This window comes from Spirosoma daeguense, assembly GCF_054776875.1.
In genome coordinates this window covers 1,029,062-1,041,184 of record NZ_BAAHBF010000002.1, presented here as the reverse complement: position 1 = coordinate 1,041,184, position 12,123 = coordinate 1,029,062, and the positions used below count along the sequence as shown (strand labels likewise).

At 46.7% G+C, this 12,123-nt stretch carries 9 protein-coding genes; 3 read left to right on the top strand and 6 right to left on the bottom strand.

Annotation, left to right across the window (positions count from 1 at the left end):
- Window positions 1-113: 113 nt before the first annotated feature.
- From ACYVD4_RS09220 to ACYVD4_RS09205, 4 genes are all read right to left on the bottom strand, one after another.
- Window positions 114-1,553: a RagB/SusD family nutrient uptake outer membrane protein gene (locus ACYVD4_RS09220; protein ID WP_460944679.1), complete on the bottom strand. Its 1,440-nt coding sequence runs from the start codon at window positions 1,551-1,553 to the stop codon at window positions 114-116.
- 93 nt (window positions 1,554-1,646) lie between these two features.
- Complete coding sequence (locus ACYVD4_RS09215) at window positions 1,647-4,856, bottom strand: SusC/RagA family TonB-linked outer membrane protein (RefSeq protein WP_460944677.1); 3,210 nt, start codon at window positions 4,854-4,856, stop codon at window positions 1,647-1,649.
- Between the two features lie 644 nt (window positions 4,857-5,500).
- Window positions 5,501-6,937, bottom strand: coding sequence for a dihydrolipoamide acetyltransferase family protein (locus ACYVD4_RS09210; RefSeq protein WP_460944675.1), 1,437 nt, complete (start codon window positions 6,935-6,937; stop codon window positions 5,501-5,503).
- Window positions 6,938-7,020: 83 nt separating this feature from the next.
- A complete protein-coding gene (locus tag ACYVD4_RS09205; protein ID WP_460944673.1) occupies window positions 7,021-8,277 on the bottom strand; it encodes a competence/damage-inducible protein A in 1,257 nt (418 codons plus the stop codon).
- A gap of 207 nt (window positions 8,278-8,484) precedes the next feature.
- On the opposite strand from ACYVD4_RS09205, the gene ACYVD4_RS09200 reads away from it, so the two are divergent.
- Window positions 8,485-9,249, top strand: coding sequence for a DUF4197 domain-containing protein (locus tag ACYVD4_RS09200; RefSeq protein ID WP_460944671.1), 765 nt, complete (start codon window positions 8,485-8,487; stop codon window positions 9,247-9,249).
- Between the two features lie 52 nt (window positions 9,250-9,301).
- Here the strand turns inward: ACYVD4_RS09200 and ACYVD4_RS09195 are convergent, their stop codons facing one another.
- Together ACYVD4_RS09195 and ACYVD4_RS09190 are read right to left on the bottom strand one after the other, a co-directional pair.
- Window positions 9,302-9,688, bottom strand: a complete 387-nt coding sequence (locus tag ACYVD4_RS09195) for a group III truncated hemoglobin (RefSeq protein ID WP_460944670.1) — start codon at window positions 9,686-9,688, stop codon at window positions 9,302-9,304.
- 29 nt (window positions 9,689-9,717) lie between these two features.
- Window positions 9,718-10,065, bottom strand: a complete 348-nt coding sequence (locus ACYVD4_RS09190; RefSeq protein WP_460944771.1) for an ArsC family reductase — start codon at window positions 10,063-10,065, stop codon at window positions 9,718-9,720.
- A gap of 289 nt (window positions 10,066-10,354) precedes the next feature.
- Here ACYVD4_RS09190 and ACYVD4_RS09185 point away from each other — a divergent pair, with 289 nt between their 5' ends.
- Together ACYVD4_RS09185 and ACYVD4_RS09180 are read left to right on the top strand one after the other, a co-directional pair.
- Window positions 10,355-11,557 carry a hypothetical protein gene (locus tag ACYVD4_RS09185; protein ID WP_460944668.1) on the top strand — a complete coding sequence of 401 codons (1,203 nt, stop codon included), beginning with the start codon at window positions 10,355-10,357 and terminating at the stop codon, window positions 11,555-11,557.
- A gap of 32 nt (window positions 11,558-11,589) precedes the next feature.
- Window positions 11,590-12,111 (top strand): sensor histidine kinase, encoded by a 522-nt coding sequence (locus ACYVD4_RS09180; protein ID WP_460944769.1) that lies wholly within the window; start codon window positions 11,590-11,592, stop codon window positions 12,109-12,111.
- Window positions 12,112-12,123 lie beyond the last annotated feature (12 nt).

Here is a 12,123-nt window from a genome sequence, read left to right as displayed (position 1 = left end):
CAGATCCTCAATCGTTGAGTGGAACGCTTTTCGAGTGGACCTCATTTCAAAATGTGATAGGATTTTAAACTGGTTGCAAAGCTCATTACCCATCTTTGCAACCAGTTTGTGGATCAATACCCCGGATTTTGTGGAAATGTCGTTGGGTTATTATACGTATCGATTTCTGCCTGAGGAATTGGGTAAAGCAGCCGATTGGCTGGAACCGTGATGTTTGTCCGTTTTAGCGCATCGATGGCCGTACCGGTACGTACCAGATCGAACCAGCGGTCATTTTCCAGAGCCAGTTCCAACCGTCGTTCGGCAATTACCGCGTTGCGAAAAGCAGCCTGCGTGTTCACCTGCGCTTCTGTGTAGAGCGGAGCACCTGCCCGATTGCGCACCTGATTCAGTGATGATAACGCTTCACCGCTGAACTGGATGGCCGATTCTCCCAAGGCTTCGGCGTATAGTAATAGTACGTCGGCATAACGAATGACTGGAAAATCGTTACCTACGTCGTTGGTGGCAGATACTTCTTCGTACCACTTGCGAGGCACTACGTTCACATTGCTCGGTACCGGCACCTGAACCGTCAGAGGTTGACGCTTATCGCCAGTTGGGTAAGCTGCCCGTAGGGAAGGTTCAATATTGTCGCCGATGTTGGTACCGTACCATAATCCGTGGCCTTCAGGAAGCGCACCACCCACGCCTTTTTTAAACTTAACGGCAAATACGATTTCGGCGTTGTTTTTGTTGGTTACCAGAAATACATCTGCTACGTTCGGCAGGAGCCGGTACGTATTACTACTGATAACCTCACGTAGCGGGGTTATGGCCTGGCTAAACTTCTTTTCAGTTACCAGTACCTTGCCCAACAGTGCTTTGGCTGCCCCTGACGTAGCACGGCCTATATCGGCACCGGTATAGCTTGCGGGTAGATTGGAGGCTGCGTCGGTCAGGTCTTTTTCGATGGCGACATAAATGTCAGCTATTTCGTTACGTATATATGAACGAGACTCAGTTGTGTTTCCCGCTTTCAGCACCAGTGGCACCTTGCCCCACAGTCGCACTAAGTTGAAATACGACAACGCCCTTATAAATTGGGCTTCGCCTTTATAACGGGATTTCAGAGTTGCATCGAAATTGACTGTTTCAATCTTATCTAAAATAAGGTTGGTGCGATTAACACCCGTATACAGACTGCCCCACGTATCCCGTAGAAGGGTGTTAGTGGTTGGCTCAATGAAACGGTCGATGTTATAACGTAGTCCGGCGTTTGAGGATGGGTCGTTGTCGAGCACATTGTCGCTACGGGCTTCGAGCAACGTATTGAAATCACCTCCATACTGGTTGCTGGATTGCAATACGTCGTAGGCGCCATTAACGGCGTTGTTAAAATCGTTGGCAGTTTTATAAAAGTTTTCCGCGTTCGGCTGCGACTGTGGCGTCAGGTTCAGAAAATCAGACTGGCAGGAACAGATAAATAACGAAAGAGTGAAAGAGTGAAAGAGTGTCACTGCCGCAACAGTGAGTCGTCTGGATAGGAAAAAGTGAGAGAGTAATTGTGTCATGTCAAATAGAAATTTATGAATGAGCAGAACGAGAGGTGAAGGTAGGAGCGACTAAATCACTCTTTCACTCTTTCATTCTTTCGCTCTTTAAATTTAGAAGCTGAGGTTAACACCAATTGACGTAGTGCGGGCCAATGGGTAGGTTCCGTAATCTTCGCCTTGCGAAAGTGCGTTGTCAGGGCGGGCACTAACGTCAGGATTGTAGCCAGTATATTTCGTAAACGTAAACGGATTCTGCGTAGTAGCATAGACACGTGCCCGACTCAAACCGAGCCGTTGCAACAGGGTGGCTGGAAGTGTGTAGCCCAGCGTAATTGTACGGATACGAACGTAGGAACCGCTTTCAATATGCCAGGTCGAAATCTCTCCGTTCGAGCCAGTGGATAGCCGGTTGGCGCGATTCACCAGACCATTACCAACGTTTTCTGGGGATTGCCAGCGGTTCAAAGCACCCCGAAACTGATTTCCATTGCCCTCCGAGTTATAAATATATCGCCGGATCAGGTTCATAATCTGGTTGCCCTGTACCCCCTGCACCGTTGCCCCGAGGTCAAAACCTGCAAAGGTGAAACGGGTCGTAAAGCCAAAAGTATATTTCGGGAAATAACTGCCCGTTACGGTACGGTCACTGCTGAAATCAATTTTACCATCGCCATTAGTATCTACAAAACGGAAGTCACCGGGTTTGGTAGTACTTGTATGGGGGTAAGCATCTACTTCCGCCTGATTTTTGAACACGCCATCATACTTCATAGTCCAGTACTGGCCAATGGGTTCGCCAATACGGGTAATAAACTGCGCTCCTGCTACCCCGCCCGACACAATAATTGGGTCGCCGGATGCGCCTAATGCTCTGACCGTATTTCTATTTGTGGCGATGTTGGCGTTGGCCGTCCACCCAAACCGCCCGAAGGTTTGCTGCGTACCAAGCGTGAATTCAAATCCTTCGTTATTTACTTTTCCAATATTCTGGAGCTCCGTGCTAAAGCCCGATGTACGGGGTACGGGTACATTCAGCAGCAAATCGGAGGTGTTGGCATTATAATAATCAAAAGTCAGCGTCAGACGATTACGTAGAAAAGCTGCATCGAAACCGATATCGAGCATGGCTGTTTTTTCCCATTTCAATTTATCGTTGGCCGAGTTGCCAGGCGCCAGTCCGCTAACGATGCTTTCAGGGCCAAGCACATAGTTCTGATAATTAAGCAGGCTTACAGACCCATAGTTAGGTATTTGAAAGTTACCTGTCAGTCCGTAGCTGGCCCGGATTTTTACATCGCTGAGCCATGATACACTTTTCAAAAAATCCTCCTGAGATATATTCCAACCTGCCGATACGCTGGGGAAGTAACCCCAGCGATTGGCTGCGCCGAAGCGTGAGGAACCATCGGCCCGGATAGCTGCCGACAGCAGATACCTGCCGTTATAGTCGTACTGAGCCCGGCCAATGTACGATAACAGCGACCATTCCTGAATATCGGTACCGCCCGCCGTAACCTGCCCGGCATTGAGCGTCTGTACGAGGTCGTTAGGGAAGTTGGTTGCCGTTAGTTCACTGGCAGTACGCCGATCTTTCTGTGCCGAGAAACCAGCCAGTACCGACAAATTGTGCTGGCCGAAACTCTGGCTATAGTTCAACGTATGTTCGATTAGCCAATTGATGTAGTTCTGCGTTCGCGAAAATCCTGTTGGGATAGACGGCCCCTTTCGGTCACGAATTTCGACCGTAGATGGCCGGTAATAATCTCGTTGAAAGCTGTTCAGATCTCCTCCCACGCTGATCCGGTACGAAAGACCTTTTGTGATGTCATATTGCGCGTAGGCATTTCCCAGGAGCCGGAGCTGGCTTAGTTTATCTTTTACTTCTTTAGCTACAGCTACCGGGTTAAGGATCGATGTCGCTCCATATCCCCACCCGTTAGCATCGAAATTATAGGAGCCATCGGCATTGTAAACAGGAAAAAGGGGTGGAATCTGAACCGCAAGTCCAATGACCCCGTCAGCCAGATAGGGGCCTTCGGCTTTGATGAGGTCGTGATACGAATAAGTAGGATTCAGATTGAAACCTACCGATAGACGCCCCGTTTTCACATCAAGGTTGGCACGTGTGCTGTAGCGCTTGTAACCCGAATTAATAACAGTTCCCCGCTGGTTGAGGTAATTACCCGATACGTAGTAGCGCGCATTGGCACTGCCTCCACTAATTGACAACGTGTGGTTATGAATAGGAGCGGCCTGAAAGATTTCGTCCTGCCAGTCGGTATTGGTTAAACCGGCCTGACCTGTCAGATAAGGTGTTACCTGTGGAGGAATCAACGTGCTGGGAGCTCCTACACCGCGATTTCGAATATCGTTGGAGTCGGTGATTTTACCAGTCGGATTTCGTTCGAGGTAAGCGTTATTTTTAGCTTCAGCATTCAATGTGGCATATTCGTATGCATTGAGCAGGTCTAATTTCTTACTCACCTGCTGAACTCCCACGAATCCGTCGTAGCTGATGGTTGTCTTTCCTTCTTTTCCTCGTTTCGTGGTCAGTAATACTACGCCGTTCGACCCCCGCGATCCGTAAATAGCTGCGGCAGAAGCGTCTTTCAGCACCTCAATACTCTCAATATCATCAGTATTGATTGTGCTCAGTACGTTAACCGGATTGTCGGGGAATTGCGTATTTGTGCTGCCAGTGGCAAACTTGGAATCTCGCGAAAGAGGTATTCCATCGATCACGTAGAGCGGGTCCAGACCTGCGCTTATAGAACCGGTTCCCCGTACCCGTACTTGAAGAGCAGCACCAGGCGCACCTGATGTTTGCACCACCTGCACACCAGCAATTTTAGCGGCAATAGCATTGTCGAAACTCACAACCGGTTGATTAGCAATATCGCGCGCACGTACAGACCCAATGGACGTAGTGATGTCGCGCCGATTCTGAACCCCGTACCCTACCACCACCACTTCGCTGAGGGCATTATTGGTGGCGACTAACTGCACATCCACTATGGAACGATTGCCAACTGCCAGCTCAAGTGGCTGATAGCCAATGAATGAAAAGACCAAAATGGGGGAAGCTACGTTTTGAGGCAGGCTGATTTGGTACTGCCCACGCGTATCGGTGGTAGTGCCAGTGTTTGTGCCTTTAACTTGTACCGTAGCGCCAGCCAAAGTTTCAGCCGACGTAGCGTCTTTAACTGTACCGGTGAGGATAGTTTGCGCCTGTCCAGAAAGGGCCAGCAGACAGAAAAGAACAAAAAGTAGCCTGCGTTTAGATTCAAAGCTACGTAGTCGAGCAAGTAATAAATAGGTCATATAGGCATGAAAAAAGTGAATACTCAGGTTCTGCAACAGATTCAAACCCGCAGTTGTGTGAGTTAAACAGAATGGGGAAAAGACATTATTGTGCGTTGATTGAGACTTATGTAAAATAAAGCCTTTATATTCTATCTATTAAGTAGAATGAATATAAAAATAAATAAGCCAGCACTAACTGACTTGTCTTTGGGCGGGTTAAGAAAGATAAACTGCGTAAGGGTCTGGCAAAAATGGCGAACCAAATTCAATCTACCAATTAAACAGTAAAAAATGATGACCAGTTTTCTGAAATTCTTTGTGGCTCATCCAATTTGACTTCATTAATAAACGATCCTCCCGGAGACGACGAAGCATTCATTAAGCTGTATCATAATTAGGGCGTTTGACAAGATGAAATCTACTGTGCTAACAAACAAATAGATCAGAAGGTAGCGATTTCAGCCTGCAGGCCGTTCCCGACAACGAACGCGCTAGATTTATAGGTTTAGTTAGCAATCAATGCACGACCAGTATAAGTATAAAAATAGCCCCATCCGACTATTTTAGATAGTCGGATGGGGCTTTCAGTTTCTATAAGCGACAAGCATAAACAGGATGTGAAAAACTTGCCAACTCAATCAAAATCAACTTTGATCCTAAAATCAGCTAAATCCAGGTTTAAATTGTTCCAGATAATCGGCAACGCGCCGAACAAATTGTCCGCCCAGTGAACCATCGACAATGCGGTGGTCGTAGGAGTGTGAAAGAAACATTAGCTGACGAATGCCGATAAAATCGCCCTGAGGAGTTTCAATAACGGCGGGTTTCTTGACAATGGCTCCGAATGCCATAATCGCTACCTGTGGCTGCACAATGATAGGGGTTCCCATAAGATTGCCGAACGTACCAATGTTCGAAATGGTGTAGGTACCGCCAGCCAGATCGTCGGCAGTGAGTTTGTTCTCGCGGGCACGACGGGTCAGATCATTCACCTTTTTTGCAAGACCAACCAAATTATACTGATCTGCATTATGAATAACGGGCACAATAAGGTTGCCGCTTGGGAGTGCAACCGCCATGCCGATATTAACCGCTTTTTTAACCAGGATTTTATCGCCTTCGAGTGATACGTTAATCATTGGAAAATCCTTGATGGCTTTCACAACCGCTTCAATAAGAATCGGTGTGAAGGTCAGATTTTCGCCCGTTTGTTGTTTAAAGCGATCTTTGATACTGATACGCCACTCTACAACCGGAGTCATGTCGGCTTCAACAAACGAACTGACGTGGGGTGAAATCTGCTTTGATTCGACCATCCGCTGCGCAATCATCTTGCGCATCCGGTCCATCTGGATAATATCCGTTTGGCCATTTATCGACGTAGCAGCCGTTGGGTTCTGCGCTGTAGGGAACGTAGCAGCTTTAGTGTCGGCAGGTTTTTTCTCCTGTGTTTTAATGCCAAAACCACGGTCTTCAGCCCGATCAAGAACGTAGGCCAGAATGTCTTTTTTTGTTACGCGATTGTCTGCTCCAGAGCCGGGTATTCGCTCAAGCTCATCGCGCGAAACGTTCTCTTCTTTGGCTATATTGAGCACTAATGGTGAATAGAACCGATTGCCAAACGCTGGTGTATCGGCCGGTGATACGTTGGTCGGCTTTTCGCTGGGCGACCGACTACTCATAGCTGCAATATTGGTTTCCAGCTCCTGAACGGCTGCTGATACGTCTGCTTCCGGTACGTCGATTTTAGACGATTCTGCTTCTACGTTTGCTACGTCGCCAATACCCTTAGGCGTTTGGTTTGCTGTTTCGTCGGATGGAGAGAGGTCGGAGGGGGGCGTACCTGATCCGGTTGCCGCTTCTACCTCGATGCGGGCAATGGCTGCACCAATGGTTACTACGTCGCCGTCGTTTACCAGAATTTCTTTCAGAATGCCCGTTTGTGGAGCTGGTACTTCTGTATCAACTTTATCTGTAGCTACTTCCAGTACAGATTCATCGACCTCAATTCGATCTCCCGGTTTTTTTAACCAGTTGATCACCGTACATTCCATTATACTTTCGCCCATTTTGGGCATCACCATGTCAATCAGAGCCATGTGTTTTTTTATGAATAATGAATAATTGACAATGGATAATGGTTGTTAGACGTTCTCCGTCATTTAACCTTACCCAGCGTTCTTTACTCATTTGTTAATAACTCTTCCCGCAACATATTTAGAACGTATGTTGCGGTTAATTGAATATTCTGGTCGCGATATTGGCCGAGTCGGAGCAAACGTGCTACGGTCCGTTTTTCAGTTGAACAGGCAATCCAGATAGTGCCAACTGGCTTTTCGGGCGTACCACCGTCGGGGCCTGCAATACCACTGGTAGCTATTCCTACGTTAGTGCCCAGTACTTTACGAATGCCTTCGGCCATCTGCCGAATCGTTTCTTCACTCACGGCCCCGTGTTGCTCCAGCGTTTCTGGCTGAACACCTAATTGCGTTACTTTCACCGCATTGCTATAACTGACAATACTTCCCCAGAAATAAGCCGACGAACCGGGTACTTTGGTAATCTGCGACGAAACGTAGCCACCTGTGCAGCTTTCGGCAATACTAAGTGTCTGATTTTTCTCCTTCAATAACTGACCAACCACAACTTCAAGTTCATCGTTATCGTAACCAAACACGTTTTTTTCAATCAGAGGCAACACCTTACTTACCTGTTCGGCTAGTTCTTTGTTAAGCTGATTTTCGTCGGAACCCGTGGCCGTCAGACGTAATTTTACCCCACCAAAACTCGGCAGATACGCTAACCGAATGTGAGCAGGTAATGCATCTTCCCAGGCTTCAATACGTTCGGCCAGAAACGATTCACCGATGCCAACAGTACGTATCATTTTATGTTTGATAACTGGCGTCTGGAAGTGCTTTGACAGTTTAGGCAGAATCCGATTTGCCATCAGATGCTTCATCTCGAACGGTACGCCCGGTAGCGACACATATACGCGACCTTCATACTCAAACCACATTCCCGGCGCGGTTCCCCAATCGTTCTGCATGTAAACGGCATTGGCGGGTAAATCGGCCTGAGCGCGGTTGAGGTCGGTCATGGCGCGGCCCCGTTTCTCAAAAAAGCTGGTGACCAAAGCCAGAGCATCTTCGTTACGTACCATGCCAACGCCGAAGTACGTACAAAGCGTTTTCTTGGTAATATCGTCTTTAGTCGGACCTAACCCACCTGTAATAATGATAACATCAGCCCGTTGGTGTGCTTCATGTAATACGTCCAGAATGGCGTTTACCTGATCGCCTACGGAGGATTTACGTATCGGACGGATGCCGATGTTCGTTAGTTCAGTACCAATCCATTGGGTATTGGTATCGGTGATCTGGCCGAAGAGAATTTCATCGCCGATGGTAATGACCTCGGCACGTATCATGTTGGTCATTCGTAAAAGAATAATGAAGAATAGCGCCTGAGTAACGACCTGTTACGTAGATTTGTGGGTTTCTGGAAAAATATTTGTCTGATAATCAGATTATTGAAAATATTTTTTTGTAAACCATTATACATTCGCCGTTCATTGCTGTCAAAAGTACGAAAAAACGATTTAGGCCATTGAGCGTTATGAAATGGCAACCTGATTAATTCAAAGATGAAAAAACAAATCATTACTGCCGCTCTGTTAGCTTTCATGCTTAACCAAACTGGTTTTGCTCAGGATTCCACTCGCCAGAAATCATCGGGAGGAAGCATTTTTGGGAAAATTCTGGACGCTGTTACGCAACCGTCGGCCGGTACGTCGGGGGGCTTGTCGAGTAGTGATATTGCTTCGGGGCTGAAAGAAGCGCTACGTGTTGGGGTTACCAACGGCTCTACGCAGGCATCAAAACTTGACGGTTACTTTAAAAATCCGTTATTGAAAATTGCCTTTCCGCCCGAAGCGCAGAACGTAGCGAATAAACTTCGGCAGATTGGATTCAGTAAGCAGGTTGATCAGTTTGAGTTATCGCTCAATCGGGCGGCTGAGGATGCGGCTAAAAAAGCGGCTCCCGTATTTGTAAAAGCCATTACGTCGATGACAATTCAGGATGCCGTTGGTATTTTGGGCGGTCAGAACGATGCCGCAACCCAATACCTGCGCCGGACGTCCGGTCAGCAACTTGTGATGGAGTTTACCCCGATTATCGACAGTACGTTGAAGAAAAACAACGCAACGAAGTATTACGCCGATCTGGTTAATACCTACAATAAAATACCGTTTATTCAGAAGAAAGCCAATCCGAACCTGACCGAATATGCAACAGGCAAAGCCGTTGATGGCCTGTTTATTCTGGTAGCTCAGGAAGAACAGAAAATTCGGGAGAATCCGGCTGCACGGGTTTCAGATTTGCTGAAACGGGTATTTTCAAAACAGTAAAACATAGTTCTAATCATAAACAGAAACGCGGGCAATACGTCCGCGTTTCTGTTTATGATTCATTGAGGTATTCCAGCTTTCGGCTCCATACGAGGGCAATTTGTGTTGCTCGTTGTCGAACCTGTTCGGCTGTTTCGCCCGTGAAGTTCTCTGCCAACGTTTTATAAAATAAGTGCAGCCAGCGTTCAAAGTGAGCCGTGGTGAGGGTATGTTGCTGGTTAACAATCAGATGTGGGCGGAAAGGGTGCCCATCATAACGGTTATTGCCGAGAATAATGCTTTCCCAGAATGCATACATTTTTGGTAAATGCGCTGCCCAATCGACCTGTGCTACGTCGGTAAAAACAGGGCCAATAAACGGGTCGGCCTGTACTTTCTCGTAAAACGAATCGACCAGAAACTTTATCGCTTCCGGTGAGTCCAGTGTTTTCTTTATCATGGCGGGGCGTTTACCGATAGAACCTTGGTTTAGGCCAAAAACGTTTCAGCGTACTCCTCCGATTTGAACCCTAAAGCCACAATTTTATCATCGGATTCTATCAATGGTCGGCGGATCACTGAGGTTTTGTCGAGCATCAGAGCAATAGCTCCTTCCTTATCGGTTGGTTTTTCGGAGTCAGGTAATTTTTTCCAGGTTTGGCCTGCCTTGTTAACTAGCTCCTCCCATGACTTTTGTGTAAGCCAGTGTTCAATGGTTTGACGGTCAATACCTTGTTTTTTGTAATCGTGAAACTGATAATCGATGCCGTGTTCGGCTAGCCAGGTACGGGCTTTTTTTACGGTATCGCAGTTCGGAATGGCATATAACGTATACATAAATTCAGAATTCTTCCGGCACGAAGGTACCGTTTTTTCTTCAGCCAAGGCGGAAACTAGCTATTTCTGATACGCTACAGTTTTGCCCAAATCTGAATTGTCACTACGTTAGACATAAAAATATTTTTTCTTATAAAGCAGGTTTTCGACAAGTGTGAAAAACGCAATTTCTTCACCAAACCCACCTTTTTCTTTACGAATCACGGACTTGCCGCAACCAGTATTTTTTACTTGCAAGTCGGTCGAATTGCCTGTACTTTAGTTCAATAAATAAGGAATTTTTCTCAGTATGAATTGGGGGACAAGACCGTTTTGCCGGTTTATACTGGTGTTTGTGCTGGGGAATATGGCGCTACGTATAGTCTGGGCGCAAAAGCCGGTTGTACTGCCTCCGCAGCAGCATAAAATACTGTGGGCCGACACTGTTTATAGAAAAGCCATTGCCGCCAAAGATTCGCTGTTATTAGCCGAAGCCTACTATCTCTACGGGAAAGCATTTGATGGAGCGGGCAATTTTCTGACATCACAACGGTGGTTTATTAAATCATTGGCGATCATTGAACCACGTGGCGATTCGGAAAACTTGGCCCGTTTATATCGTTGGTTAACCGGTTCGGCGTTTCGGCAGGGTGACTATTTTAAGTCGACCAAATACGCAAAACTGGCGTTGGAGGTAGCCAGACGGATTAAGTCAAAGCCGTCGATTGCAATGGCTTATGGAGCGATTAGTGGTAATTATGCCAGAGATTGGTCGGAGGGAGGGAAACGCCCGAATCTGCCAAAATCTAATCCTGATTCGTTCAACTACTATTGGAAGTTGAACGAATCGTTTTTCGAAAAAAGTAAGAAGCCTCTGGATGTGCTCAATCATCACATGTATCTTGGCCAAAAACTTTGGTATGAAAAAAAGGACGTTGCTGGTAGTTCACATCTGAAAAAGGCTCTCGAACTGGCAACTGGCGAAGAACTGGCACATAGAGGTAGAGTGATGATGGAACTGGCTGCGATGTATGTTGACATGGGCAATAACAGCCAGGCTCAGTACTGGCTTCAGGAGGCTAGGCAGTTTTTAAGTAAAGGTACCTACGCAAACTCCTATCAATATCTTATTCGGCTTGAGTCTATTTCCCGTGATTACTACCTGAAACGTGGTGACTGGCGACGAACTTTTGACCATAGTATGAAATTGCATGAGCTTGAGCGTAGTAATTACATTGCCGATCGCGATGGTGCCGTTACGAGGCTTGGCGTTGAGTATGAAACCGAAAAGCGGGAAACGCTTCTGAAATCGCAGCAAAAAGAACTGACGCTACGTGCGGAGAACTTACGCTTTCAGCAACGATTTATGGCGACCATGGTTGCCTTGTTGATGTTTACCGTTGGGATGAGTTTTGTCTTTTTTCGACTTTATCGGAAAAATCAACGTATCAGTATACGTAACGAAGAGTTGGTAAAAGAGCAGAATCATCGGGTAAAAATAATTTACAGGTAGTATCCAGCCTACTCAATTTACAGGCAAATCGGCTGACAGATGAAAACGCTAGAAAGGCGGTTGAAGTGAGCCAGCTACGTATCGAAACGATGGCAATTCTGCACCGAAGGTTGTACGATAATGATACGTTGGCGCAGGTCGATTTGTCTGATTATATACCAGACCTGATTGAGAACGTATTACAATCGTTTGGCTTTGGGTATATACAGCCTGTGTATGAGCTGGAACCTGTTTTGTTATCCGCCGATCAGGCTCTCTCCGTAGGCTTACTGTTAAATGAACTGGCAACAAATGCTTGTAAATACGCTTTCCACAATCATAAAGAACCCATTTTTCGAGTTGTCTGTAAGCGGAAGAATAATCGAATTCATCTGGAAGTGGCCGATAATGGACCGGGTATCCAGTCACGATCAGCCAGCGAGTTAGGGGCCAAAACCCGCCAATCGTTTGGGATGCGATTGATTCAGATTCAGGTTGCTCAACTACGCGGAACTTATGCAATAACTAATCAGAACGGCTTCGTATTCACTCTTTACTTTTCCGTTGCAGCATAACCGTTGACAGGA

Excerpts from the sequence above, each read along its gene's own strand:
- ACYVD4_RS09220 (WP_460944679.1), bottom strand. The coding sequence starts at position 1,553 with ATGACACAATTACTCTCTCACTTTTTCCTATCCAGACGACTCACTGTT.
- ACYVD4_RS09215 (WP_460944677.1), bottom strand. The coding sequence starts at position 4,856 with ATGACCTATTTATTACTTGCTCGACTACGTAGCTTTGAATCTAAACGC.
- ACYVD4_RS09210 (WP_460944675.1), bottom strand. The coding sequence starts at position 6,937 with ATGGCTCTGATTGACATGGTGATGCCCAAAATGGGCGAAAGTATAATG.
- ACYVD4_RS09205 (WP_460944673.1), bottom strand. The coding sequence starts at position 8,277 with ATGACCAACATGATACGTGCCGAGGTCATTACCATCGGCGATGAAATT.
- ACYVD4_RS09200 (WP_460944671.1), top strand. The coding sequence starts at position 8,485 with ATGAAAAAACAAATCATTACTGCCGCTCTGTTAGCTTTCATGCTTAAC.
- ACYVD4_RS09195 (WP_460944670.1), bottom strand. The coding sequence starts at position 9,688 with ATGATAAAGAAAACACTGGACTCACCGGAAGCGATAAAGTTTCTGGTC.
- ACYVD4_RS09190 (WP_460944771.1), bottom strand. The coding sequence starts at position 10,065 with ATGTATACGTTATATGCCATTCCGAACTGCGATACCGTAAAAAAAGCC.
- ACYVD4_RS09185 (WP_460944668.1), top strand. The coding sequence starts at position 10,355 with ATGAATTGGGGGACAAGACCGTTTTGCCGGTTTATACTGGTGTTTGTG.